Origin of the sequence: Roseateles cavernae (genome assembly GCF_040187885.1) — a bacterium.
Taxonomy (GTDB): Bacteria; Pseudomonadota; Gammaproteobacteria; order Burkholderiales; family Burkholderiaceae_C; genus Roseateles_E; species Roseateles_E cavernae.
Map to the genome: position 1 here is coordinate 314,800 of NZ_JBDPLH010000002.1, position 24,153 is coordinate 338,952.

General features: G+C 69.2%; 30 protein-coding genes. 14 read left to right on the top strand and 16 right to left on the bottom strand.

What is annotated here, in order from left to right; genetic code table 11:
* The first annotated feature begins 248 nt into the window (after nt 1–248).
* Together ABGI63_RS08305 and ABGI63_RS08310 are read left to right on the top strand one after the other, a co-directional pair.
* On the top strand, nt 249–536 hold the full coding sequence (locus ABGI63_RS08305) for a hypothetical protein (RefSeq protein ID WP_349741997.1): 288 nt from the start codon (nt 249–251) through the stop codon (nt 534–536).
* Nucleotides 537–568: 32 nt separating this feature from the next.
* Nucleotides 569–1,312 (top strand): tRNA-uridine aminocarboxypropyltransferase, encoded by a 744-nt coding sequence (locus ABGI63_RS08310; RefSeq protein WP_349741998.1) that lies wholly within the window; start codon nt 569–571, stop codon nt 1,310–1,312.
* Between the two features lie 12 nt (nt 1,313–1,324).
* Here the strand turns inward: ABGI63_RS08310 and ABGI63_RS08315 are convergent, their stop codons facing one another.
* Together ABGI63_RS08315 and ABGI63_RS08320 are read right to left on the bottom strand one after the other, a co-directional pair.
* On the bottom strand, nt 1,325–2,161 hold the full coding sequence (locus ABGI63_RS08315; RefSeq protein ID WP_349741999.1) for a universal stress protein: 837 nt from the start codon (nt 2,159–2,161) through the stop codon (nt 1,325–1,327).
* Nucleotides 2,162–2,239: 78 nt separating this feature from the next.
* Nucleotides 2,240–2,467 (bottom strand): hypothetical protein, encoded by a 228-nt coding sequence (locus ABGI63_RS08320; RefSeq protein WP_262970109.1) that lies wholly within the window; start codon nt 2,465–2,467, stop codon nt 2,240–2,242.
* A gap of 211 nt (nt 2,468–2,678) precedes the next feature.
* Between ABGI63_RS08320 and ABGI63_RS08325 the strand changes: the two genes are divergently transcribed.
* The 5 genes from ABGI63_RS08325 to ABGI63_RS08345 are packed head-to-tail and all read left to right on the top strand — an operon-like array spanning nt 2,679 to nt 6,972.
* Complete coding sequence (locus ABGI63_RS08325; RefSeq protein ID WP_349742000.1) at nt 2,679–3,341, top strand: thermostable hemolysin; 663 nt, start codon at nt 2,679–2,681, stop codon at nt 3,339–3,341.
* On the top strand, nt 3,338–4,780 hold the full coding sequence (locus tag ABGI63_RS08330; protein WP_349742001.1) for an AMP-binding protein: 1,443 nt from the start codon (nt 3,338–3,340) through the stop codon (nt 4,778–4,780). The genes ABGI63_RS08325 and ABGI63_RS08330 overlap by 4 nt, the downstream gene beginning before the upstream one ends.
* 26 nt (nt 4,781–4,806) lie before the next feature.
* Complete coding sequence (locus ABGI63_RS08335) at nt 4,807–5,484, top strand: iron-containing redox enzyme family protein (protein ID WP_349742002.1); 678 nt, start codon at nt 4,807–4,809, stop codon at nt 5,482–5,484.
* A complete protein-coding gene (locus ABGI63_RS08340) occupies nt 5,481–6,320 on the top strand; it encodes an SDR family oxidoreductase (protein WP_349742003.1) in 840 nt (279 codons plus the stop codon). The genes ABGI63_RS08335 and ABGI63_RS08340 overlap by 4 nt, the downstream gene beginning before the upstream one ends.
* Nucleotides 6,321–6,333: 13 nt before the next feature.
* Entirely contained in the window at nt 6,334–6,972 is a 639-nt protein-coding gene (locus tag ABGI63_RS08345) for a tetratricopeptide repeat protein (RefSeq protein ID WP_349742004.1), read from the top strand.
* Nucleotides 6,973–6,988: 16 nt separating this feature from the next.
* Here the strand turns inward: ABGI63_RS08345 and ABGI63_RS08350 are convergent, their stop codons facing one another.
* The 3 genes from ABGI63_RS08350 to ABGI63_RS08360 are packed head-to-tail and all read right to left on the bottom strand — an operon-like array spanning nt 6,989 to nt 9,692.
* Nucleotides 6,989–8,326 (bottom strand): ATP-binding protein, encoded by a 1,338-nt coding sequence (locus ABGI63_RS08350; RefSeq protein WP_349742005.1) that lies wholly within the window; start codon nt 8,324–8,326, stop codon nt 6,989–6,991.
* Nucleotides 8,323–8,997: a response regulator gene (locus tag ABGI63_RS08355; protein ID WP_349742006.1), complete on the bottom strand. Its 675-nt coding sequence runs from the start codon at nt 8,995–8,997 to the stop codon at nt 8,323–8,325. Before ABGI63_RS08355 ends, ABGI63_RS08350 begins: the two co-directional genes overlap by 4 nt.
* A gap of 11 nt (nt 8,998–9,008) precedes the next feature.
* On the bottom strand, nt 9,009–9,692 hold the full coding sequence (locus tag ABGI63_RS08360; protein ID WP_349742007.1) for a hypothetical protein: 684 nt from the start codon (nt 9,690–9,692) through the stop codon (nt 9,009–9,011).
* A 198-nt stretch (nt 9,693–9,890) separates the two neighbouring features.
* Between ABGI63_RS08360 and ABGI63_RS08365 the strand changes: the two genes are divergently transcribed.
* From ABGI63_RS08365 to ABGI63_RS08380, 4 genes are all read left to right on the top strand, one after another.
* Complete coding sequence (locus ABGI63_RS08365; RefSeq protein ID WP_137941230.1) at nt 9,891–10,118, top strand: YMGG-like glycine zipper-containing protein; 228 nt, start codon at nt 9,891–9,893, stop codon at nt 10,116–10,118.
* A 43-nt stretch (nt 10,119–10,161) separates the two neighbouring features.
* Nucleotides 10,162–10,314 carry a hypothetical protein gene (locus ABGI63_RS08370; RefSeq protein WP_171018114.1) on the top strand — a complete coding sequence of 51 codons (153 nt, stop codon included), beginning with the start codon at nt 10,162–10,164 and terminating at the stop codon, nt 10,312–10,314.
* A gap of 21 nt (nt 10,315–10,335) precedes the next feature.
* Entirely contained in the window at nt 10,336–10,653 is a 318-nt protein-coding gene (locus tag ABGI63_RS08375) for a BON domain-containing protein (protein WP_432767400.1), read from the top strand.
* An 89-nt stretch (nt 10,654–10,742) separates the two neighbouring features.
* On the top strand, nt 10,743–12,695 hold the full coding sequence (locus ABGI63_RS08380; protein WP_349742009.1) for an AsmA family protein: 1,953 nt from the start codon (nt 10,743–10,745) through the stop codon (nt 12,693–12,695).
* A 13-nt stretch (nt 12,696–12,708) separates the two neighbouring features.
* On the opposite strand, the gene ABGI63_RS08385 is transcribed toward ABGI63_RS08380, so the two are convergent.
* From ABGI63_RS08385 to ABGI63_RS08400, 4 genes are all read right to left on the bottom strand, one after another.
* Nucleotides 12,709–13,185 carry a hypothetical protein gene (locus ABGI63_RS08385; RefSeq protein WP_349742010.1) on the bottom strand — a complete coding sequence of 159 codons (477 nt, stop codon included), beginning with the start codon at nt 13,183–13,185 and terminating at the stop codon, nt 12,709–12,711.
* Between the two features lie 33 nt (nt 13,186–13,218).
* Nucleotides 13,219–13,665, bottom strand: coding sequence for a BON domain-containing protein (locus ABGI63_RS08390; RefSeq protein WP_349742011.1), 447 nt, complete (start codon nt 13,663–13,665; stop codon nt 13,219–13,221).
* Between the two features lie 35 nt (nt 13,666–13,700).
* Entirely contained in the window at nt 13,701–13,865 is a 165-nt protein-coding gene (locus tag ABGI63_RS08395; RefSeq protein ID WP_137941226.1) for a DUF1328 domain-containing protein, read from the bottom strand.
* A 118-nt stretch (nt 13,866–13,983) separates the two neighbouring features.
* The gene (locus ABGI63_RS08400; protein ID WP_349742012.1) at nt 13,984–15,360 is read right to left on the bottom strand and encodes a CHASE3 domain-containing protein; all 1,377 of its coding nucleotides are present in this window, start codon (nt 15,358–15,360) and stop codon (nt 13,984–13,986) included.
* A 54-nt stretch (nt 15,361–15,414) separates the two neighbouring features.
* On the opposite strand from ABGI63_RS08400, the gene ABGI63_RS08405 reads away from it, so the two are divergent.
* On the top strand, nt 15,415–16,047 hold the full coding sequence (locus ABGI63_RS08405; protein WP_137941224.1) for a response regulator: 633 nt from the start codon (nt 15,415–15,417) through the stop codon (nt 16,045–16,047).
* Here ABGI63_RS08405 and ABGI63_RS08410 read toward each other — a convergent pair.
* From ABGI63_RS08410 to ABGI63_RS08425, 4 genes are all read right to left on the bottom strand, one after another.
* Entirely contained in the window at nt 16,025–16,435 is a 411-nt protein-coding gene (locus ABGI63_RS08410) for a response regulator (RefSeq protein ID WP_349742013.1), read from the bottom strand. The genes ABGI63_RS08405 and ABGI63_RS08410 overlap by 23 nt on opposite strands.
* 144 nt (nt 16,436–16,579) lie before the next feature.
* A complete protein-coding gene (locus ABGI63_RS08415) occupies nt 16,580–17,665 on the bottom strand; it encodes a porin (protein ID WP_349742014.1) in 1,086 nt (361 codons plus the stop codon).
* A 215-nt stretch (nt 17,666–17,880) separates the two neighbouring features.
* The gene (ribA, locus tag ABGI63_RS08420) at nt 17,881–18,498 is read right to left on the bottom strand and encodes a GTP cyclohydrolase II (RefSeq protein ID WP_349742015.1); all 618 of its coding nucleotides are present in this window, start codon (nt 18,496–18,498) and stop codon (nt 17,881–17,883) included.
* Between the two features lie 99 nt (nt 18,499–18,597).
* A complete protein-coding gene (locus ABGI63_RS08425; RefSeq protein WP_349742016.1) occupies nt 18,598–20,016 on the bottom strand; it encodes an eCIS core domain-containing protein in 1,419 nt (472 codons plus the stop codon).
* Nucleotides 20,017–20,272: 256 nt separating this feature from the next.
* Here ABGI63_RS08425 and ABGI63_RS08430 point away from each other — a divergent pair, with 256 nt between their 5' ends.
* A complete protein-coding gene (locus tag ABGI63_RS08430) occupies nt 20,273–21,460 on the top strand; it encodes an MFS transporter (protein WP_349742017.1) in 1,188 nt (395 codons plus the stop codon).
* A gap of 15 nt (nt 21,461–21,475) precedes the next feature.
* Here the strand turns inward: ABGI63_RS08430 and ABGI63_RS08435 are convergent, their stop codons facing one another.
* The 3 genes from ABGI63_RS08435 to ABGI63_RS08445 form a co-directional block, all read right to left on the bottom strand.
* Nucleotides 21,476–21,886: a DoxX family protein gene (locus ABGI63_RS08435; RefSeq protein WP_349742018.1), complete on the bottom strand. Its 411-nt coding sequence runs from the start codon at nt 21,884–21,886 to the stop codon at nt 21,476–21,478.
* Between the two features lie 122 nt (nt 21,887–22,008).
* Complete coding sequence (locus ABGI63_RS08440; RefSeq protein ID WP_349742019.1) at nt 22,009–22,482, bottom strand: outer membrane lipoprotein; 474 nt, start codon at nt 22,480–22,482, stop codon at nt 22,009–22,011.
* 88 nt (nt 22,483–22,570) lie between these two features.
* A complete protein-coding gene (locus ABGI63_RS08445; protein ID WP_137941211.1) occupies nt 22,571–23,128 on the bottom strand; it encodes an HNH endonuclease in 558 nt (185 codons plus the stop codon).
* Between the two features lie 314 nt (nt 23,129–23,442).
* On the opposite strand from ABGI63_RS08445, the gene ABGI63_RS08450 reads away from it, so the two are divergent.
* Complete coding sequence (locus tag ABGI63_RS08450) at nt 23,443–24,129, top strand: TetR/AcrR family transcriptional regulator (protein ID WP_349742389.1); 687 nt, start codon at nt 23,443–23,445, stop codon at nt 24,127–24,129.
* Nucleotides 24,130–24,153 lie beyond the last annotated feature (24 nt).

Consider the following 24,153-nt stretch of genomic DNA (forward strand, 5'->3'; position numbering starts at 1 on the left):
CGGCTACGGCGGCATAGCAAAACCGCCGCCAAGACATCCAACCCGGCAAAGCCGAGTCGGCAGCGTGTCTGACCCACTGGCATAGGTCGACAGGGTCATGCGGGCCTTGGTACGCTTGGCAGCGGGCCTGTAAAACATAGGCAGGGCGGGCATCAAAAACCAGCCCTGTACCTGCTTTGCGGTGGCCCCTGTCGTCAGAACGAGGTAGCCCCAGGGCCGCACAGCGGCTCCGAACGGAGGCCGGAGACATGGACAACAAGGATCTCGAGCGCCTGCCCTGCGTCAAGCAGGGTCTGTGGTTTCATGGCGGGGTCAGCGCCTGCCATGTCCGCATCGTGCACCACCACCTGCTCATGGGCAGCGGCGATGACGATGACCCGCCCGAGCTCGCGCATGACCGCTTCGCCGACTGCTACTACGTGCTCTTCGACCTTCCCCACGCCGACTGGCACAACGGCGGTGCCGCGCTGTCGCTGCGCGAGGCGGTCTTCATGGCACAGCGCCAGCTCGGGCCCATGCTCAGCTGGAGCGATTGAGCCGGGGCGCCGGCAGCCCCTAGACTGCCCGGATGCCCCATGCCGTTTCCCGCCTGCGTGCCGCCTGCCTGGCGCACAGCAGCACCCGCCCCCATCTCGATCGCGGCACGCCCCGCAAGGAGCGCTGCGCGCGCTGCCGCCTGATTCCCAGCCACTGCATGTGTGCGCTGCGGCCGCAGCTGGCGGCACCGCCGCGCGCGGCCCTGTGCCTGATCATGGCCGAGTTCGAGGCGCTCAAGCCCAGCAACACCGGCTGGCTGGTGGCCGATGTGCTGGACCAGACCCATGCGTTCGCCTGGTCCCGCGTCGCGGTCGATCCGGCGCTGCCGGCCCTGCTGGCCGATCCGCAGTGGCAGCCCTATCTGGTGTTCCCCGGCGAGTTCGCGGCGGCGCCGGAACGGGTGGTCAGCGAGCTCGCGCCGCCGCCGTCCGACGGGCGCCGCCCGCTGTTCGTGCTGCTGGACGGCACCTGGTCCGAGGCGCGCAAGATCTTCCGCAAAAGCCCTTATCTGGACCGCCTGCCGGTGCTGAGCCTGAGGCCCGAGCAGCTCTCGCGCTACCGCCTGCGCCGCTCCAGCCATGACCATCATTTCTGCACCTCCGAAGTGGCCGCGCTATGCCTGGCCCTGGCCGGCGATCTGCACGCCGCGCAGACGCTGGAGGCCTATCTGGATGTGTTCAGCGCCCGCTACCTGAGCGCGCGGCAGAGCGTGCCGCCGGATCCGCAGGACGCGGCCCACCAGCGGCTGCGCGATCTGGCCGCGCCCCCGCGCTGAGGGCCGCAGGCCTCAGTGCGACATCAGCACCGGCACCGTCATCGCGTCGAGCAGCCCGCGTGTGGCTCCGCCCAGCACCAGCTCGGTCCAGCGCGAGTGACCATAGGCGCCCATCACGATCAGGTCGGCGTCCTGATCGGTCGCACGCGACAGCAGGGCCTCGGCCACACCGATCTCGCTGCGTTCCTCGCGGGCCTCGGCGGCCACGCCCTGCCAGGCCAGCCATTGCTGCAGCGCCGCCAGCCGCGGCCGCAGGTCTTCATCCTCCAGGCTCTCACGCCAGCTCAGCAGCTGCACGCTTTGCGCCTGGCGCAGCAGCGGCAGGGCATCGTTGAGGGCGCGTGCGGCCTCGCGGCTGTCATCCCAGGCCACCAGGGCGCGTTGGCCCAGGGTCTTGAAGCTGGCGGCATAGGGCAGCAGCAGGGTGGGGCGGGCGCTGTGCAAAAGGACCTGCTCGAGCACGGCACGCGCCTGGGCGTGGCCGGGCCTGTCGGGGTCGGGCTGGCTCATCAGCAGCAGGTCCGAGCAATGGGCATGGCGCACCAGCGAGGACGCGCTGTCCGCCGGGTCGACGATCACCTCGCAGGAGCGCAGACCAGCGGCGGCACAGGCGGCGCGAAACAGCGCGGCGGCCTGGTCGGCCTGCTGCTGCAGCAGCTCCCAGGCCATGGTGTTGAACTCGGCCAGCGTCGCGCCGGCCTCGGGAACGACCGGAAAATTCAGCAGCCCGGTGGGCGCCAGGCCGACCAGATGGCATTCCATGCGCTGCGCCAGCGCGATGGCCTGCCGACTGCGCTCGGCGCACTGCGGGGTCTGATCGAGGTGGACGAGAAGGCTGCGATAGCTCATCGAGGGCTCCCTGCGATGGATGGTGCCGGTGCAGGCCAGTCTAGGAATTGCGGCCGCGCGGGCCTTGCGCCAGATCAATCAAGCCGGCGGAATCTCATCGCCCATCTTGATCAGGCCCTTGGCGACGAAGCGCTTGAAGTCGCCCAGCGGTATCGCCGCCGAGCCATGGGTCTCGCCGTCGACCCAGCTCAGCGTGGCGTCGGCTCGGGTGGTCTGGACCTCGATCGGCCCCTTGCGTATCACGATGCTGGGGCCGTCGCCTTCGCGGTACTCGACCTTGCCGGTGATGAGGGCGGTCTGTGTCATGAGCGTCTCCAGGTTTGCCGTGAACAGGGCTCAGCATCGTTCTCGCAGTGCTCGCCGCGAAGCGGACAGCCCCGCCTGCGGCTGTAGCCCTTGTCCTACCCGAGCGGCGCCCAGACCGGTTCTTCTCGCTTAATGCACGCTTAATCGCCAGCCCCGAGCATCCGCTCCCATACCGACCCGCCGCCCCTGGCGGGTTTGCGAAGGAGTGAACTTGCTGAGCGCTGCCTGTTGTGTCCCGCCCCCGTGCGCCGACGTCCGAACGTCGGCTGCGGCGCCCCTCGCGGCAGGCCCGCGTCTGCGCCTGCATCGGCCCGGCGAGCCCGGCCGCAAGGCCGTCGAGGCCTTCATCGCCACCATCTATGCCCAGCGCTTCGGCGCCACGCTGCGGCAATTCGCGCCGCTGCTGCTGAGCCTGTGCGACGAGAGCGGCGAGCACATCGTCGCGGCCGCCGGCTACCGGGCCGCCAGCGAGACGCTGTTCCTGGAGCGCTATCTGGCGGCGCCTGTCGAGCAGCTGCTGGCCCGCCAGGCCGGCGCGGCGACGCCGGCACGCGGGCGCATCGTCGAGGTCGGCCATCTGGCCGCCGCCCGCTCCGGCGAGGGCCGACGCCTGATCATGCTGATGGGGCCGCATCTGGCCGAGCAGGGGTTCGAGTGGGTGGTCAGCACACTGACCACCGAGCTGCGCCATCTGTTCCTGCGCATCGGCGTCACGCCGCTGGCCCTGGGCCTGGCCGACCCGGCCGTGCTGGACCCCGAGGAGGCGCGTGCCTGGGGCAGCTATTACGAACACCGCCCGGTCGTGCTGGCCGGCCATCTGCCGCAGGCCTTGCAGCAGCTGGCCCGCCGTCGAGCGGCCCGGGAGGCCTCATGAACGCGCTGCTGCTGGGGCCCGGCGCCGCGCTGGAGGATGGGCGCCAGACCTGGACCCGCGAGGCGCTGGAGCGCGCCGCCCAGGGCCTGGCGCGCCGCCTCCAGGCCGAGGGCACGCGGGTGCTGGCCACCCTGATGGACAACTCCGCCGCCTGGGTCATCGCCGACCTGGCCGCGGCGCTGGCCGAGGTGGTCCATGTGCCCTTGCCGCTGTTCTTCACGCCCGAGCAGCTGGGCCATGCGCTGCAGGCGGCCGCGGTCGATACGCTGCTGGTGCCGAGCGCGCTGGCCGCACGCTGGCCGCAAGCACCGGCCCAGCCGTGTGAACTCGCCGCTCAGGCCCTGGTCTGCCTGCGCTTGCCGGCGGCGCCGCTGACCCTGCCGGCCGGCACGGCCAAGATCACCTTCACCTCCGGCAGCACCGGCGCGCCCAAAGGCGTCTGCCTGGACGGTGCGGCGCTGCAGCGGGTCGCGGACGGCCTGGTGCAGGCGATGGCGCCGCTGGACATCCGCCGCCATCTCTGCGCGCTGCCCTTCGCGGTGCTGCTGGAGAACATTGCCGGCCTGATGGCGCCGCTGCGGCGCGGGGCCAGCTGTGTCGTGCTGCCGCTGGCCGAGCTGGGGCTGGCCGGCTCGTCGAGCTTCGATGCGGCGCGCTTTCATGCCGCCGTCGTCGCGCAGCGGCCCGACAGCCTGATCTTGCTGCCGCAGATGCTGCGCGCCTGGGCGGGCTATCTGTCGCACAGCGGCCAGCGCGCGCCGGCCTCGCTGAAGCTGGTGGCCGTCGGCGGCGCAGCGGTCGGCGCCAGGCTGCTGGACGATGCCCGCGCGCTGGGCATTCCGGCGCACGAGGGCTATGGCCTGTCGGAGGCGGCCTCGGTGCAGACCTTGAACCTGCCCGGCGCCGACCGCCCCGGCAGCGCCGGCCGGCCGCTGCCGCATGCGCGGCTGCGCGTCGCGGCGGACGGCGAGATCGAGGTGGCCGGCAGCCTGTTCGCCGGCTATCTGCGCGATCCGACGCCGGTGCCCGAGTGGTGGCCCAGCGGCGATCTGGGCCAGATCGACGCCGATGGCTTCGTCCACATCAGCGGCCGCAAGAAGCACCTGCTGATCACCGCGTTTGGCCGCAATGTCTCGCCCGAGTGGGTGGAGACCGCGCTGCGCGGCGAGCCGGCGATCGCCCAGGCGGTGGTCTTCGGCGACGGCCAGCCGGCGCTCAGCGCGGTGCTGTGGCCGCTGCAGACCGCTGCCGACGAGGCCGAGCTGCAGGCCGCCGTCGATGCCGCCAACACCCAGTTGCCCGACTACGCCCGCATCCGGTCCTGGGTGCGCGCCCGCGCCGCCTTCGGCCCCGAGACCGGCCTGGCCACCGCCAACGGCCGGCCGCAGCGCCCCGCCATCTGGGACCGCCATGCCGACGCGCTGGCCTGTCCTGCCTGATCCATCGCTTCAAGGACTTGTCACCGATGTCTTTCCATACCCAGCTGCTGGCCCAGACTGCCGATGCCCGCCAGGCCCTGCTCGGCACGCCCATCATCCAGGGCTGCCTGCGCGGCGAGGTCTCGCTGCCCAGCTATATCGCCTTCCTGACCGAGGCCTACCACCATGTGCGCCACACGGTGCCGCTGCTGCGCGCCTGCAAGGCCGCACTGCCCGAGCGCAATCGCTGGCTTGAAGGGCCGCTGGACGAGTACATCGAGGAAGAGCAGGGCCATGACGAATGGATCCTCAACGACATCGCGGCCTGCGGCGGCGATGCCGAGGCGGTGCGCCACGGCAGGCCCGGCGCGGCCACCGAGCTGATGGTGGCCTATGCCTACGACACCATCGCCCGCGTCAATCCGCTGGGGTTCTTCGGCATGGTGCTGGTGCTGGAGGGCACCAGTGTTTCGCTGGCCCTGATGGCGGCCGACCAGATCCAGCAGCCGCTGGGCCTGCCCGACGGCGCCTTCAGCTATCTGCGCTCGCACGGCACGCTGGACCGGGAGCACATCCAGCATTTCGAGCTGCTGATGGCGCAGATCGAGGACCCGCAGGACCAGGCCGACATCATCCATGCGGCGCGCGTGTTCTTCCGCCTCTACGGCGATGTGTTTCGCAGCCTGCCGCTGCCCAGGCCGCAAGCCGCCGAGGCCCTGGCATGAAGGCCGCTCAAGCCCGTGTGCTGCTGACCGGGGCCTGCGGCGGCATCGGCCGCGCGGTGGCCGACAGCCTGCTGCAGGCCGGCGCCGCGCTGCTGCTGGTGGGCCGCTCGCCGGCCCGGCTGGCCGCCCAGGTCCATGAGCTGGGCCAGCGCCATGGCGTCGAGCCGGCGCGGCTGCGCTGGGTGGCCACCGATCTGGCCCAGGCCGAGCGTCTGCGGCCGCTGGCCGAGATCGCGGCCGATTGGGACTGCAATGTGCTGGTCCATGGCGCCGGCGTGCCCAGCTTCGGCCGGCTCGAAACCCTGGAGCCCGCTGCGATCCGCCAGCTGCTGGACATCAATCTGCTCGCACCGATGCTGCTGAGCCAGGCCCTGCTGCCGCATCTGCGCTGCCAGCCGCGCGCGCAAATCATCTGCATGGGCTCGGCGCTGGGCCGGCTGGGCCTGCCGGGTTTTTCTGCCTACAGCGCCAGCAAGTTCGGCCTGCGCGGCTTTGCCGAGGCGCTGCGCCGCGAGCTGGGCGACAGCCGGGTGCGGGTGCAGTACCTGGGCCCGCGCAGCACCCGCACCGAGTTCAACAACGCCGGCGTGCAGGCCTATAACCGCGCCACCGGCACCGCGATGGACGCACCCGAGCGGGTCGCCCAGGCCCTGCTGCGCCTGCTGGAGAGCGAGGGCGCCGAGCGCTTCATCGGCTTTCCCGAGACGCTGGCGGTCCGGCTCAACGGCCTGGCCGGCCCGCTGCTGGACGGTGCCTTCACCAAACACCGCCGCAGCCTGCCGCCGCTGCTGCAACAACCGTCCCCGGACGGCGCCCCCGCGACCCTCACTTGCTGACAAGGACCCATCCATGAAGATTTCATTGCACCTGAGCATGCTGCTTGCTTTTGCTGGCGCACCGATGGCCCAGGCCGCCGCTGTCGACGACGCCGTCACCGAGATCCAGCACGACTGGGAGGTGATCCGCTACCAGACCCCTGCGGCCGAGCGCGAGAAGCGCTTCGAGGCCCTGGCTGCCAAGGCCCACAAGCTCAGCGAGAGCTTTGCCGGCCGCAGCGAGCCGCTGGTCTGGGAGGGCATCGTCGTCAGCTCCTGGGCTGGTGAGAAGGGCGGCCTCGGTGCGCTGGGCCTGGTCAAGCAGGCCAAGGTGCTGTATGAGTCGGCGATCAAGATCGACGGCAACGCGCTGGAGGGCTCGGCCTACAACAGCCTGGGCGTGCTGTACTACAAGGTGCCGGGCTGGCCGATCGCCTTTGGTGACAAGGCCAAGGCGCGCGAGCTGCTGCAAAAGGCGCTGGCGCTGAATCCCAAGGGCATAGATCCGAACTTCTTCTATGCCGAATACCTGATCGAGACCAGGCAGCCGGCCGAGGCACAGGCCTATCTGGAGCGCGCGCTGCAGGCGCCGGCCCGGCCCGGCCGTCAGATCGCCGACACCGGCCGGCGCGAGGAGGCGCGGGCCCTGCTCGAAAAGACCAAGTCCCGCTGAGCCTGGCTAAGCCCGGCTAGGCCCGGCTCAGCACGGCCCGGAAGCCGCGCCCATCGGCGCCGGCACCGAACGCCAGCTTCAGCCGGTGCAGCGCGGCGATGCGCTGCGCGATGGACAGGCCCAGGCCGCTGCCGCTCTCCGCCTGGCCCTCGCTGCGGTGGAAGCGCTCGCCCAGGCGCGCCAGCTGCTCGGCCGTCAGCGGCTCGCCCTCGTTCTCGACGCTGAGCCGCCCGGGCTCGAAGCGCAGCGTGGCCGTCGTGCCCGGCGGCGCGTAGCGCAGCGCGTTGTCCAGCAGATTGCGCAGCAGCACCATCATCAGCTGCTCGTCGCCCAGCAGCGGCAGCGCATGCTCGCCCGGCGCCGGCCAGTCGCAGGCCAGCTCGATGCGGCGGCGCTCGGCCAGCGGCAGGCAGTCGCTGATCACCTGCTCGACGATGGCCGGCCAGTGCAGCTCGCTGCTGTGGCCCAGGCCGGCGCTGGTCTCCAGGCGCGAGAGCGCCAGCATCTGCGTGACCAGGCGGTCCATGCGCTCCAGCCCGGCACCCAGCTTGGCCTCGGCGGCGGCGCGCTCCTCGGCGCTGGCCGAGCGGCGCACGACATCCCATTGCGCGCGCAGCACGGCCAGCGGCGTGCGCAGCTCATGGGCGGCATCGGCGGTGAAGCGGCGCTCGCGCGCCAGCATGGTGTCGATGCGCTCGAACAGGCCGTTCATCGCCCCCACCAGCGGCTTCAGCTCGGCCGGCGCATGGCTTTGCGGCACCGGCTGCAGATCATTCGGGCCGCGGCCCTGCAGTTCGGCGGTCAGCTGGTGCACCGGAGCCAGCGCCCGCCGCACCGCCCAGGCCATTGCCAGCAGCAGCACCGGCAGCACCAGCAGCCAGGGCCCGAGCTGGCTGGCGGTGAGGTCGAACACCAGCTCGTCGCGCTCATAGGCCTTCTGCCCGGCCGCCACCAGCCATTGCCCGCCGGCCGATTGCAGGTAGTAGACCCGCCAGGGCTCGGCCTCCAGCGTCAGGTCGACAAAACCCGCCGCCTCGGCACTGCGCGGCAGCTGCACACCCTCGCGGTCGGACAGCAGCAGCTGGCCGCCGGCATCCCAGACCGCGATGGCCAGATCGCGCACATCGGCTTCGCCGGCATCGGCCGCGCCTTCCGCTGGCGCGGCGGGCACCCGCTCGCCCGGCTGGGTCGAACTCAGCGTCGCCTGCACCTGGCGGGCCAGGCGGATCATCTCGGTGTCGAAGAGCTCGTTGACCTCATGCCGGGCCCGGTCCACCGAGATGAACAGCGCCACGCCCCAGACCAGCGGCGCACACATCAGCAGATAGAGCAGCAGCCGCCGCTGCAAGCTCATTGGGCCTCCTCGGCCGCGCCCAGCGCATAGCCGACGCCGCGCACGGTGCGCACGATGGCCGGATCGATCTTGCGGCGCAGATGGTGGATATGCACCTCCAGCGCATTGCCCTCGGGCTCGCCGCCGCTCCAGTCGTAGAGCTTGTCCTTCAGATGCTCCTTGCTCAGCACGCGTTGCGGATGGGCCATCAAGACCTCCAGCAGCGCCATCTCGCGCCCGGTCAGCTCGACGGGCTGGCCGCGCCAGCGCACCTGCTTGGTCGCCGGGTCATAGGCCAGCGCGCCATGCTGCCATACCGATTGGGCCCGGCCGGCCGAGCGCCGCAGCATCGCGCGCAGCCGCGCGGCCAGCTCGTCGATCGTGATGGGCTTGACCAGATAGTCGTCGGCGCCGGCATCCAGCCCGGCGATGCGCTGCTCGACGGCGTCGCGCGCCGTCAGTATCAGCACCGGCAGCGCCAGCCCCGATGAGCGCCAGCGCGCCAGCCACTGCATGCCATCGCCGCCGGGCAGGCCCAGGTCCAGCACCATCGCGTCATAGGGCGCGCCGGCCAGCGCGGCGCCGGCGCTGGCACCGTCCTGGAACCAGTCGACCGCATGGCCCAGCTGGCGCAGACCGCTGGCCAGGGCATCGCCCAGCTGGGCATCATCTTCAACGACGAGGAGGCGCATGGCTGCCTATGCTAGGCCCTTCTGAGCCGCAGATACTGCCAGCGCGCCAGGCCGGCCATCACCGGCAGGGACAGCTCCACCGTTTCCTCCAGCGCCGACACCAGGGCCAGCACCGAGGCCGAGCTGGCGATGCCGAAGTCCTCGGCCAGCACGTTGATCGAGCGGTCCAGCACCTTGCTGATGGCCATCGTGACGAAGAACAGCGCGATGCTGCAGGCGACCGGCTCGCGCGCCTTCAGGCGCTGCCACAGCGCCTTGCCATGCCGGCGCAGCAGGTCGATGGCGGCCGCGGCGATCAGCGCCAGGATCACGAAGGCGACGATCTTCTGATGCAGCGGCGCATCGCGCAGGTAAAAGCTGACCTTGAGCACGCTGATGCCGGTCCAGTGCTTGTGCAGGTCCATCTCGCGCGCGCCGGCCGCGGCCAGCATCACCGACAGCGCCAGCGTCGTGCGCCACTCGCCCGCCGCGCGCGGACTCAACCACAGCGCGGCAGCCAGCAAGAAGTAGAGGATCTCGGTCATGCCCTCGATCGGGCCGCCCTCGCGCATCACATGCATGACCTGGGGCGGGGCCAGGCTCAGCCAGAGCAGCACCGCCAACAGGGCGGCCAGCAGCGGCGCGGGCAGGGTCAGCCATCTGGAACTCGGCAGGCTGGCTTGTGGGGTGGCGGAGGGGGCGGTGAGTCTGTCCATTGATGGCGTGGTGGATACCGGCCGGTTGTGGTTTGCCCGTGATTTTGCGGGTTTTCCCGGCTTCGTGCCGAGATAGGTGCTTGTTGCGACGCAGGCCGGTGGCGTGTCGGCGCTGTCTGACACGGCTTCGCGAGCTTGGCTGATTCTTGCCGGCCACCTCGCCACGCACACTGCGGACACCCCTTACAGGAGTCCAGCATGAACAAGATCAACAGACACAGCCTTCTCTCCACCCTGGCCATCGCCACGCTGGCGCTCAGTCTCAGCGCCTGTGCCGGCATGAGCAAGCGCGAGGCCAATACCGCCGTTGGTGCGGTGGTTGGCGGTGTGGTCGGTGCGGCGGCCACCGGCGGCAGCACCGTGGGCACGGTCGGCGGCGCGGTGGTCGGCGGCGCCATCGGCAATGAGTTGAGCAAGAAGAAGTAAGGCCTACCCAGTCCCAGGCGGCCCACCGCAACAGGAGGATCCGATGAGTTTCAGTGATTTCCCTCAAGCCCTGTGGGCCCCGCAGGCGCCGCTCGAGCCGGTCGATGCGGCCGCTCTCGAGCTCGGCTACGAAGTGGCTTTCCCGTTCCTGTACGACACGACCGAGGCTGTCAGCCAGCCGCCGGTCCAGCAATAAAACCTAAGGAGAACTCTCATGATGATGTCTACCCGTGCAATTGTTATTTCGTTGGCAACTGCGCTGTCCCTGGTGGCCCTGCAGGGCTGCGCCGTCAGCCGTGGCCAGTCCACGGTCGGCGCCTATATCGATGATGCGGCCATCACGACGGCGGTGAAGGCGAAGTTTGTCGAGAGCAAGCAGGTCGACGCGGCCGCGATCAGCGTCGAGACGCTCAACGGCACCGTGATGCTGTCGGGCTTCGCGAAGAGCCAGAACGAGCGCGCCATGGCCGAATCCTTGGCGCGCGGCATCAGCGGCGTCAAGCAGGTCAAGAACGAGTTGTCTGTGCGCTCCTGAGCCCCCAAGGGACCGCAGCCTCGGCCACCCGTCGCGAGTACGCGCCGGGTGGCCTTTTTTTTCACGCACCATCCTCCGATCGGACCTCGATGAAGCTGCGCCTGCCTCTGATCGGTCTGGCCCTGTGTGCCGGCGGCTTTGCCGTCGGCGAGAGCCTGGGCTGGCCGTGGCTGGCCGCGCCGCTGGCGCAGATGCTGTCGCAGCGCCTGGGGCGTGAAGTCCGTTTCGGGCCGGCCACTGAGGGCAAGGCCGTGCTGCAGCTGCGCCTGCTCGGCGGCCTGCGCCTGCGGGCCGACCATCTGCTGATCGCCGGTCCCGCCTGGCGGGCGCAGACACCGACCCTGCGCGCCGAGGCGGTGGAGCTGCGCCTGCGCTACTGGGACTTGTGGGACTGGCGCGGCAGCGGCAGCCTGCGCGTGCGCTCGCTGCAGGCCCGCTCGGCCGATCTCGATCTGTGGCGTGACCTGCAGGGCCGCGCCAGCTGGACGCTGCAGACCGGTCCGCAATCCAGCGAGGGCGAGGCCTTGCTGCAGTTCGAACAGCTGCGGCTGGGTGGCGGCCGACTGGTGCTGAATGACCGGCCGCGCCGGCTCAGCGCGACGATCGACTTTGCGCTCGCCGATCGGGACGGCCGCGACGGTGGCCTGTTTGCCACCGCCCATGGCGAATATCTGGGACGCCCCTTGCAAGCCTGGCTGGACACGGCCTCGCCGCTGCCCTGGATCAATGCCGGCGAGAGCGCCGTGCCGCTGCGCCTGCAGCTGCGTGCGGGCGCGACATCGCTGGACTTCGAGGGTTCGCTGCGCGAGCTGCTGGGTCTGCAAGGCCTGGCCGGCAGCTACCGGCTCGGCGGGCCTTCGCTGTCGGCCATCGGCGATGCGCTGGGCCTGACCCTGCCCAGCACCGCCGCGTTCAAGTTTCAAGGTCGCCTGGCCCGTGAAGGCCAGCGCTGGCAGGTCGAGGTGGGGCAGGCCTTGCTGGGTCGCAGCCGCTTGAACGGCAGCTTCGTGCTGCAGGAGCAGAGCACCGGCGGGCGTCCGGCCCTGAGCGGCCGTCTCGGCGGCGAAGCCCTGTGGCTGGCCGATCTGGGGCCGGCCATCGGCTTGCCGGTCGAGCCCGGCCCCCGCATGGCCGGTGATCGCGTGTTGCCCAGGCGGCAATTCGATCTGCCCTCGCTGCGGGCGATGGATGCCGATGTGACCGTCGACCTGCAACGCATCGAGCTCGGCAGCGCGCTGGCCGAGACGCTGGCGCCGGCCCGGGCACGGCTGCTGCTGCAGGACGGGGTGCTGCGCATTCAGGATTTGCAGGCCGGCACCTCGCACGGCCGCCTGGCCGGCGCTATCAGCCTGGACGGGCGTGCCGCGCTGGCGCTGTGGCAGACCGAGCTGAACTGGACCGAGGTCGACCTCGCGCATTGGCTGCGCCAGACCCGCGCGCCGGGCCAGCCGGCCTGGATCACGGGCCAGATGCGCGGCCGGCTGAAGCTCAGCGGCCAGGGGCGCTCGACCGCCGAACTGCTGGCCAGTGCCCGTGGTCGCGTCACCGTGACGCTGTCGCAGGGCGCGATCTCGCACCTGGCCGTCGAGGCTGCCGGTGTCGATCTGGCACAAGGCCTGGGCCTGCTGCTGCGCGGCGACAGTGCGCTGCCGCTGCATTGCGCGCTGGCCGATCTGGATGTGTCCGAGGGTCAGGTCGTGCCACGCGCGCTGGTGCTCGATACCGAGGACTCGACGCTGTGGATGGAGGGACGTCTGTCGCTGGCCAGCGAGCAGCTGGATCTGCGCCTGCGGGTGGCACCGAAGGACTTCAGCCCGCTGTCGCTGCGTACGCCGGTGCAAATCAGCGGCAGCCTCGGTGACCCGCAGTGGCAGTTGCAGGCCCAGCCTTTGATGCGCCGGCTGGTGCCGGCCGTGCTGCTGGGTCTGATCAATCCCCTGGCTGCGCTGCTGCCCCTGATGGACAGCGGCAACAGCGCCGCCGATCAGCAGATGTTGCAGGCCTGCCGACGACTGCTGGAGCGGGCCCGGCCGCGGCTTTGAGGCGAGGCCAGGCTCACAGCATCGAGAAAGCTAGCACCGGGCAGGGCAGCACGCGCGACAAGCGCTCCGCGTCGGCGTGCAGTGCAATCATGCGCACGCTGCGCGACATGATCTGTAGCCTGGCCTCATCGATATGACCGCGCAGATGGGTCAGCGACAGCCGGGTGTCGAATTGCTGCATCAGGCGCAGATGGGTGGCCAGGCTGGCCTCGAAGGAGCGATGGTCCTGGCAGGGCGCGCACTCGAAGACGGCGACGAGGCCGGCATCGTCGGACGCTGCGGTGTCGGCCAGATTCAGCAAGTCCCGGCACAGGGCGCGGGCGCTGCCCGCATCGCCCAGGCATTGGTAGAGCTGGATCTGCCATTGGGTCGGCAGCAGCCAGGGCGCATCGGCCCCGGCTTCGCTGACCCGTTCACGCAGATAGTTCTGCATGGCCGGGCTCAGCCCTTCCAGGCGGGTGGCCTGGCTGATGGCGGCGAGGGCTTGCATGGCGGCCGGCTCCCGGTGGGCTCGCGGACTCACTCAGCCACGCGACTCGATGCTCAGCTGGTTGTCGACGCTGACCACACCCTTGACCGCAGAGGCCAGCTGGGTGGCGCGCGCGCGCGCATCGGCATTGGGCGCCTTGCCCTTGAGCGCGACCCGGCCTTCGCGTGTGTCGACGTCGATCTTCAGGGCGCTGAGCTGAGCGTCCTTGGCCAGCTCGGCATTGATGCTGGCGGTGATGGCCGCGTCGCCCAGGCCGGCCTCGACCTTGTCCATCGCTGCGCCGCCGGCGGTCTTGGCATCGCGGGCCATCTCCTCGGCCTTGGCCTTGGCCTGCTCGGCGCTTTGCTCGGCCTGGCTGATGGCGCCGTCGACCTTCTGGCCCACCGTCGCTTCATCGGACTTGGGTTGGCAGGCGATCAGGGCCAGGGCGGACAGGCTGACACCTGCGTAAATGGCCAGGTGTTGTGTCGTGGTTTTCATCGTGAGCTCCTTGGGGATGATGACAGTGAACGGGTTCAGCCTCGACGCATCAGGCCGATCACGAAGCTGACCAGGGCCATGATCACGAAGACGAAGAACAGCACCTTGGCGATGCCGACGGCACCGGCGGCAATGCCACCGAAGCCGAACACGGCGGCCACCAGGGCGATCAGAAAGAAGACAACGGCGTAATGCAGCATGAGAGGGCTCCTAGTGAAGATTTGATGGCTTCACTATAGGAATCCGAGCTGCGCCGGCCCAGCAGCGCAGCGCCCGTGCGGCTGTGAGGCGGCGGCGGGCGCATTTGTAGGCGCGGGCCTACAGGGGCGCGGCGGGCGGCGGGGCGGGGAGGGGCAGGCTGGCGCTGAGTACGGTGCCCTGGCCGCGCACCGAGCTGATCATCAGCTGGCCGCCTTCGGCCGCGACCCGGTAGCGCATGCCCAGCAGGCCATGCGAGGACAGCGTCTGCTGCTTGGTGTCGAAGCCCTGGCCGTTGTCGCGCACCTCGACCAGCGCACGGCCGTCGCGGTTGAGCAGCCTGACCTGGATCTCGCTGGCGTTCGCGTACTTGGCGATATTGGTGAAGGCTTCCTGGATCAGGCGGTAGATCGTCAGCTCGGCGCGCGGCGACAGCGGCACCGCCTCCAGCTCGGTCAGCACCGGCACTTCCAGCCGCTCGCTGAACTCGCGGGCCTGGATCTCCAGCGCCGGTAGCAGGCCCAGATGGGTCAGCGAGGAGGGGCGCAGGTCCTCGATGATGCGGCGCTTCAGCGCGATGCCGCTGTTGAGCGCCTCGTTCAGATGGCTCAGCCGCTCCTGCAGCTCGGGCGGCAGCTTGGGCTTGATGCGGGCGGCGTCGAGCTTGGCGGCGGTCAGCAGCGCGCCGAGCTCGTCATGCAGCTCGCGGGCCAGCCGGCTGCGCTCGTCCTCGCGGGCACTCTGCAGATGGGTGGCCAGCTGGGTCAGCTCCTCGGTGCGGCGATGGACCTCGCTCTCCAGCAGATCGCGCTCGGCCTTGACAGCCTCGGCCAGCGCCAGCCTTTGCCGGGACAGCGCGCGGCTCTGGCGCAGATACATGGCCAGGGCCAGCAGGCTCAGCGCGGTCATCGCGGCCACGCCGACGCGGTTCTGCAGCAGCGCGTTGACGACCTCGCGCAGCCCCGCGCCGACGCGCAGGTTCTCGCGGTGCATCAGTTCCTCGGCGCGCGAGCGTATCAGCTCCATCTGATCACGGCCGATGCCGGCCTGTATCAGCTCCAGCGCACTGTCGGCGCGGCCGCGTTCCTGGCGTTCCAGCACCTCGGCCAGCTCGCCCATCTTGGCGCCCACCGCCTGTTCCAGCTGCGCGAGCAGGGTCAGAGCTTGCTCGTCCTGCAGCTGCTGGTAGTGGGCACGCAGGCTCTTCATGGCCCGGCTGAGGTCCTCGTTGGCCTCTTCATAGGGGCCCAGATACTCGCGCCGGCGGGTCAGCAGATAGCCGCGCTGGGCCGATTCGGCATCGGTGGCGCGCAGCTTGATGTTGTAGATCATCAGCCGCGCGCGGCCCATCTCGGTCAGCTCGGTCAGCGTGCCGCGCGCCTTCACATAGCTGCTTTCGCTGATGCTGATCATCAGCGCGGCGGCCAGCACCGCCAGCGGGAAGACGTAGGCGCTGCGTTGCAGTCGCTCCAGCAAGGCAAATTGATCGGCATGCATGACCTAAACTCTCTTTGTGTTCATCTCGAGACGACGCGCGCCGTTGCAGCCATCATGATCCGTGTTGCCATCGTTGATGACCATGCCATTGTCCGCGCCGGCTTGCGCCAGTATCTGGCCGAGCAGGTCGACATCAGCGTCACCGGCGAAGCCGCCAACGGGCGCGAGGCGCTCGATCTGGTGCGCGCCGGCGAGATCGATGTGCTGATAATGGACCTGTCGATGCCCGAGCATGGCGGCGTCGATGCGCTGGCGGCGATCAAGGCGCGCGCACCCGAGCTGCCGGTGCTGATACTGAGCGGTTTCCCCGAAAGCCATTACGCCACCACCTTGCTGCGCCAGGGCGCCAGCGGTTATCTGAACAAGGAATGCGATCCCGAGGACATCGTGCTGGCGATACGCACGGTGGCGCGCGGTCGCAAATACATCACGCCGGCGGTGGCCGAACTGCTGGCCGAGGGCTTGGGTGGCGATCACGACAAGCCGGCCCATGAGCAGTTGTCGGAGCGCGAGCTGCAGGTTTTTCTGCGCCTGGCCCAGGGCGAGACGGTCGGCCAGATGGCCGAGCTGATGTGTCTGAGCGTCAAGACGGTCAGCACCTACCGGGCCCGGGTGATGGAGAAGATGAAGCTGGCCTCGAACAGCGATCTGACCTACTACGCACTCAAGAATGGCTTGATTCAATAGTCCGGCAGTAGTCGACCAACTCGTCGATCTCGCTGGATTTGTCGAACACGCGATCGGCCCCCATCGCCAGGCAGCGGCGCCGGATGTCGACGGTGGCGTAGTTGCTCAGCACCACGCGCTTGGCCGCTGCGCCCTTTTTACCGGCGGTGGCCAGCACGCCCATGCCCGAGCCGCTCTTGAGGAACAGGTCGATCAGGATCAGGTCGCAATGGTGCTCGGGCTGGTCCAGCCATTCGAGCGCATCGTGTTCGTTGTCCGCCCAGCCCAGCACCTGCAGCGGCAGCATTTCCTCCAGCGTGGCAATCAGCTCGGCCCGGATCGTGGGACTGTCTTCGACCAAAAAACATCGGAGGGCGGACATGACGGCGGGGGGCGGGCAGGCAAGCATGGGATGGCCCGATTATCTTGAAGCCTCCCGGCCTTGTCTCCCGGCGTGCGGCGGGTGTCGCGGTAGGACGACGCCTACAAAATCACGCCCACCCAAGAAAAAGCCCACCCGCAGGGGGTGGGCTGTGCCGAGAAGCCGGGTGGCTTAGAAGCTGTGGCGGATGCCGGCGACGACCTCGGTCAGATCGCGATCCGAGGCGCTGGTCAGGCCCGAGGACAGCGAACCGGCGGCGCGGTTGGCGTAGCCGACGCCATCGTTCTTGAACTGGGTCAGCGAGGAGTACAGCGCGGTGCGCTTGGACAGGTCGTACTGGTAGCCGACGCCGAAGGCCTGGGTCTTGCCATCGGCCAGCCTGCCGTCGTTCTTGCTCTGGACGTACTGGGTCTTGAGCAGGTGCGAGCCGAGGCGGTAGCTGGCACCCAGCCAGTAGCCGGTGCCGTCCCGGTCGGCGCTGCTGCGGTCGTTGATCTGCATCACGCCGCCGTTGAAACGGTAGCTGCCCATATCGTAGGCGGCCGCAGCCGAGACGGTACGGATGTTCTGGCCGATCACGTCGGCCTTGTCGTCCACCAGGGACAGCATCGCGTCGAAGCCGTTCTTGGTGTAGCGGCCGTAGATGTCGGCGATGCGGTTGTCGGTGGTGCCACCGGCCACCTCACCGGCGCCGTACAGGGCACCGGCGCTGAATCCGTCGTAGTTCTGCGACTCGAACTTGACCGAGTTGTTGACGCGGGCCGGGCCGCCGTTGCCGGTGGCCGTGTTGTTGCTGCCACGCACCGGCTCATAGCCGCCGAAGCCGCCGATCACCGCGGTCGAGGCGCCGGTGTTGTTGTTGGAGAACTGGCTGAAGTCGCTGGTCAGCGCGTAGACGCTGCCGTACTGGCGACCCAGCGAGACCTTGCCGTAGGGCGTGGCCAGGCCGACAAAGGCCTGACGGCCCCAGAAGGCGCCTTGGCCATTGGTGCCGTCATCCAGATTGACACCGGACTCCAGGGTGAAGAAGGCACGCAGACCGCCGCCCAGGTCTTCGGTGCCACGGATGCCGAAGCGCGAGCCGTTCAGGCCGCCGGACTGCACGCGGCTCAGCGTGGAGGCGCCATCCAGCACCTGCACATTGGCATCGACCACGCCATACAGCGTGACCTGGCTGCTGTCGCTGTTCGACTGGGCGAAGGTCATCGAGCTGGCGGCCAGGGCCAGGGCGGAGAAGGCAAAAGTCTTGTACTTCATGAACTCGTCTTTCGATGTTGGGAGGCCACCGGATGGATGTGACCACCGATGCTCGGGTGTCCCTCGACACCGTTGCATAGGGCAACAGATCCGGGCACTGATCGAGATCAAAAGAGCGGGTTCGTGGAATGCAGCGTTGCGAAATCAGGGTTAATCGCGGGCTTGAAATCGGCCGTGGCGCCCGGGGTGAACGCCCTGCGCACAAAACCGTGCCATTACGGCAGCATGTGCAGCTGATGGCCGAGCTTCTCGCGCTTGGTCTTCAGATAGCGGCCGCTTTCCTCGTTGGACTCGACCTCATGGCCCTCACGGGCGATCACGGCGATGCCCAGCTCGTTGAGCGCGGCCACCTTGAAGGGGTTGTTGCTCATCAGGCGCACCGACTGCACGCCAAGGTCGCGCAGGATGTCGGCCGCCGCGTCGAAGCGCCGGCTGTCGATCGGCAGGCCCAGGGCCAGATTGGCCTCCACCGTGTCCAGCCCCTTGTCCTGCAGCGCGTAGGCGCGCAGCTTCTGGCCCAGGCCGATGCCGCGCCCCTCATGGCCGCGCAGATAGATCACGATGCCGCCCTCGGCCTCGATACGCTGCAGCGCCAGCGCCAGCTGCTCGCCGCAGTCGCAGCGCAAGGAGCCCAGGATGTCGCCGGTGAAGCATTCCGAGTGCATGCGCAGCAGCACCTCGGGCCGCGCCACATCGCCCTTGACGATCACCACATGCTCATCCGGATGGTCGGCCGCCTGATAGACATGAACGACGAACTCGCCATGCTTGGTGGGCAGGCGGGCGCTGGAGATGCGTTGGACGCGGGCGGGAGAGGGGGCTGAGGTGGTCACGCTGCAGGGGCTCGGGATTGGGTTCTTCAGAAGCGAGATGGTAGCGCCGACGCCAAATGCAAGCCGTCGGGTGGTGCCGGACCGTGCCGGGCAAGCGCTTCAGCTGATGATGCAGCAGCAGCAGCCGTCGTCGTCGGCCCCCAGCAGCGGCGCTGTCTCCTGCCGGCGCGAGCGGGCTCGCGCGGGGCTGGGCAGATCGTCGTCGATGGCGATGCGGATCTGTGCTCGTTCGATGCCCTTCTTGCGGGCGCTGTCGATCGCGCGGTCGACGACGGCAGCGACATCATTCCTGTAGGTGCTGGTGCAGGTCACCGTGATGCCTCGGGTCGACCAGGTGTCTTCCTCATAACACTCCTCGACGATGCCGCCCAGCGTCAGGATCAGCTCGTCCAGCGAGTCCGTGCGCCGGTGCTTCTTCAAGGAGCTTTGCTGGCTGTCGGCGCTGCGCCTGGCGGACTTCAGTGCGTCGCCACGCTTGGTGTAGCCGCCGGTGGAGATCGTGCCCGACACGGTCGTGCCCATGCCTTGCTTATCGGCGCCCTGGCGCAGCATCTCCATCAGCCCGGCGATATGGCTGTTGCCGAACTGGATGCCCAGCACCACGCCGCCACCCTGCCGGGTCAGCGCCGCAGCCTCGCCCAGGATGCCCTGCGTCATGGCCTGCAGGCGCTCGAATTCCAGCCGGTCGACGAGCTCGACGGCTTCATTGCCGGTGGTGGCGCTGTCGACCTGCTTCGTCTTCGGCGAGTCGACACCCATGAACCGGATGCTGTGCTGGCGTATGAAGCGATAGATCGGCAGCTCGGCCTCGGCCATGCTGACGCCTTCGCGGGACTTGCCGGCTTCGATCGTGTCCTCGCAGCGCTTGATCAGCTCATCGAGCGTGGTATCGGGCGTTTCCTCGATCACGACGGTGAAGGGGATGCCCGCGCCCTGCAGCCGTTCGATGGCCAGCTGCACATGCTCCAGGAAGGCCAGGTCGGTATGGGTCTGGCCGAGGATGGCCACGGCGGTTTTCTGCAGCTGTGCGGTGCCGCTGCCGCCGCCATGCTCCGGCCGGGCCGGCGCGCGCTGGCGCTGCACGGCCGTCCCGGCGTGGTTCAGTGCTTTCGCGCCCATGGCGTCGGCCTCGCGCTCCAGCCCGCGCTCGTCATTGATGGCCACGCCGCCCGCCGCGCGTCGCGTGGGCCGTACCCGGCCCTGGGCCTGCTGCGCCACATGCCAGGCCTCGTGCGGCAGATGCCGCTCCTGGCCGGGTGCCAGGTGGATGTCATGGCCCTGGGCATAAGCCTGTGCGTTCAGCTGGGCCGGTCTCGGCGAGTTGTAATGGACTCTGACCCCATCCATCGGCAGGCCGGACAGCGACTCGATGCCCGATCTGAGCTGCTCGGGCAGGCCTGAACGGGCATTGCGCCGCGGTGCTGCGGCAGCGCGTGGACCACTCTGCAAGGCGGCGATGGATGTCCTCTGCGCCGCCATGCGCGGGCCCAGCGAGGCCTGCGGAGCGCGGCTTTTCATGGCGGGTTCCGTCGCTGGGCTGTCCGCAGCGGCGCGGCCAGCACGGCGCACTTCGGCTTGTTTGTCGGCGGACTCCATCGGATGGGCTCTCCTCCCTGGCTCTGGGCCTCCCTCGGTGTAGCGCAATGCCGAACGGAGCGCCATCAGCAATTTGCTGATTCTCGACAACGGGCGCACAGCGCACCAAGACCCCGGGCTGCAGGGGCGGGCTCTCGCCCGCTAGCATCCAGCGCCCACCTGACTCCGAGCTGCTTGCATGACCCCGACCCTGCCACGCCGTGCCATCGCCTGCCTGTCGCTGGCCGCCTTCGGCAGCGGCGTGGCCCTGCGCGTCAACGATGCCTTGCTGCCGCGACTCGCGCAGGAGTTCGCGATCGGCCTGGGCCAGGCCGCGCAGGTGATCAGCCTGTTCTCGATCGCCTATGGCCTGTCCCAGCTGGTGTTCGGGCCGCTGGGCGACCGCTATGGCAAGTACCGGGTGATCGCCTGGGCCACGCTGGCCTGCGGCGCCACCTCGCTGCTGTGTGCGCTGGCTGGTGGCTTCGGGGGACTGTTGCTGGCGCGGGTGCTGGCCGGGGCCACGGCGGCGGCCATCATCCCGCTGTCCATGGCCTGGATCGGCGATGTGGTGGCCTATGAGCAGCGCCAGCCGGTGCTGGCGCGCTTTCTGATCGGCCAGATCGTCGGGCTCTCGGCGGGCGTCTGGCTGGGCGGCTTCGCGGCCGACCATCTGAGCTGGCGCACGCCTTTCTTCATGCTGGCCGGCCTGTTCGTGCTGATCAGCGCGGCGCTGTGGCGTGTCAACCGCCAGCTGCCGGCACATGCCCGTCAGATGCGGCCGGCCGAGGGCTCGCAGCTGCGCCGCATGGTCGACGACTTCTCGCACATCCTCGGTCTGCCCTGGGCGCGCGTGATCCTGCTGACGGTGTTTCTGGAGGGACTGTTCCTCTACGGCCCCTTCGCCTTCATCGCCTCGCATCTGCACGGGCATTTCGGGCTGTCGCTGTCGCTGGCCGGTTCCTTGGTGATGCTGTTCGGCCTGGGCGGCTTTGTGTTCGCGCTGGGTTCGGCGCGGCTGGTCAAGGGCCTGGGCGAGGTGGGGCTGGCGCGCTGGGGCGGGGGCCTGCTGTTCATCGCCTTGCTGAGTCTGGCGCTGACGCCGGCCTGGTGGGTGGCGGCGCCGGCCTGCCTGCTGGCGGGCCTGGGCTTTTACATGCTTCACAACACCTTGCAGCTCAATGCCACGCAGATGGCGCCGGCGCAGCGCGGTGCTGCGGTGTCGGCCTTTGCCTCCTGCTTCTTCCTCGGCCAGTCGGCCGGGGTCGGCGTTGCCGGGCTGGCGGTCGAGCGGCTGGGCTCCGCCTGGGTCATGGGCCTGGGCGCCGCCGGCGTGCTGGCTGTGGCCCTGGTGTTCGCCGGTCGGCGCGAGCGCCGCACCCACTGAGGGCGCGCGGACTCGTCAGTGCCGGCGGCGCGCGTCCAGGCTCAGCGCGCCCGCGCCATGCGCGGCCAGCACCAGCAGGCCGCCGGCCAGCGCGATGTTCTTCATGAACAGCAGCTGCTGCATCATCTGCTGCTCGGCGGGCAGGGCCCAGAAGGCATGGAATAGGAAGCTGGCCACCAGCGTGAAGCCGGCCAGCGCCAGCGCGGCCCAGCGCGTCTGGAAGCCGATGATCAGGGCCAGGCCGGCCAGCAGCTCGAAAGCGCCGACGGCCAGGGCCAGCAGATGATTGGCGGGCAGGCCGGAGCTGGCCATGTAAGCGGCGGTGCCGGCCGGGTTGGCCAGCTTGCCGGGACCGGCCAGCACAAAGATCAGGGCCAGCAGCACGCGGCCGGCCAGGCTCAAAGCGGATGTCAGGGTTGCGGGCATCGTTTCATTCTCCTGTGTCGATAGGAGCGCCAAGCATACGTTGCGCCTGGCCGTCAGCGGCCCTGCAAAAACCCAAGCTGGATGAAACGAGCGCAGCCAAGCGCTGCCAAGAACGGCAGGGCTCAGCTCCTGGCGGCCCCGCTGATCACCGGGGCGCGGGTCACCCGGGTCTTGCCACCGGTGGTGACCAGGATCACCGCTTCACCGGGGTTCAGGGTTTCATTGCCCTTGGCCTGGACGATGGCGCGGCGCTCGCCGTTGCGCAGCTGGACCAGGATCTCGACCGCCTCTTCCTTGGTGACATTGCGTTCGATCGCATTGCCCAGTGCCGCACCGGCCACCGCGCCGAGCACGCCGACGATCTGGCCCTCGCGCCGGCCGCCGACATTGGAACCGGCAATCGCGCCGACCACGCCACCGGCGACGCCGCCGACACCGCTTTGCGAGCCGTCGACCGTGACCGGGCGCACCGACAGCACGGTGCCGTCCTGGACCTGGGACATGCGCTGGGCGTCGCCGCGTTGCACCACATCGGGGCTGGTGGTCGAACAGGCGGCCAGGGTCACCACGGCGGCGGCAATCAACAACTTCTTCATCACGGTCTCCTCGGGGCAGATCTGAGCCCAACGGTCCGTATTGTGAAGCGGTTGACCGGCGGGCATCGGCGATGCAACAAGTCTTTACTCAGGCATGCAGCCGGCTGGAGCGCGGCACGCTGGCCAGCAGGAACTCCATCTGGTCGGCCAGGATGCGGCGGCCGCGCAGAATCATGTCCTCGTGCAGGCTGGGCACATAGGGCAGGTAGAGCAGGCTCATATTGGCCTCCTCGGGCAGGCGGCTGCCCTTGCGGCCATTGCAGCCGCGGCAGGCGGTGATGCAGTTCATCCAGCTGTCGCGGCCGCCGCGCGAGGTCGGGATGATGTGTTCGCGGGTCAGGTCGTCGGCGTGGTGGCTGTGGCCGCAGTAGGCGCAGACATAGCGGTCGCGCACGAAGAGCTTGGGATTGGACAGCGCCGGCGCCGAGCGCCAGGCGCGGCTGGGCACGGCCCCGCGCACCGCGATGATGGGGTGGACCTCGATGCGCGACTGCAGGCCGGTGCGGCGCTGCAGGCCTCCGCGCATCACATGACAGGGGTTGCCCAGAGTCCAGGCCACGCCGTCGCTGGCATAGATCACGGCGGCCTCCTTGGTCGTGATCCAGGCTTGCGGCCGGCCGGAGACATCCAGTTGAAGAACATCCACAGCATTGACCTCCTGGCCGCAGCGTACTGCAAGAGTGCGTACTGACTCAAGTGCGGAAGCCCCGCAGACAGGCGCTGTGCGCCGGCGGCCACAGCGTCAACGGCCTGACATCTGCGCGACCCAGACTGGCGGGCTGGCGTGAACTTCTAGGCGGGCGGCTCTAGAAATCGCCACGAATACTTGCACGGCCTTCTGTCGATTTCTGCAAAATAGAACGACCGTTCGTTTTATTATTCGGCTTTCCAGCGAATTCCACAGAGTCCCCACGCACCGTGTCCGCCCTGCCCAGCCCCAAGCCCACCGACGGCGACGAGATGCCTCGCCGCGGCGTGCGCTCCCTGCAAAAAGGCCAGCAGACCCGCGCCGCCATCCTGGAGGCGGCCCTGGGCCTGGCCTCGCATATGGGGCTGGAGGGCTTGTCGATCGGCGCGCTCGCCGACGTCACGAAGATGAGCAAGTCCGGCGTGTTCGCCCATTTCGGCTCGCGCGAGGAGTTGCAGATCGCGGTGGTGATGGAATATCACGCCAAGTTCGAGGAAGAGGTGTTCTTCACCGCGATCCGCGAGCCGCGCGGTCTGCCGCGGCTGCGCGCGCTCTACGAGCACTGGGTGCGCCGGGTCTCGGTGGAAATCGACTCGGGCTGCATCTACATCAGCGGCGCGGTCGAGTTCGATGACCGGCCCGGCCCCGTGCGCGACGCCCTGGTCAGCATGGTCAAGGCCTGGCACGCCGCGCTGCACAAGGCCATCGTGCTGGCGCTGCAGGCCGGCCATCTGCGCGCGGACGCCGATGTGGAACAGATCTTGTTTGAACTGCACGGGCTGATCCTGTCCCTGCACCACGATGCGCGCTTTCTGCGCCGGCCCGGCGCGCTGGAGCGTGCCGGCGCGGGCTTCGAGCGCATCGTGAATTTCTATGCCACGCCCGAAGGCCTGCAGGCCGCGGGCGGCAAATCCGCGGCGGCCGCCGCCAAGAAGACCGGCAAGCGGCCCCAGACCTGAACCCGTTCTGAATTGAATCGAAAC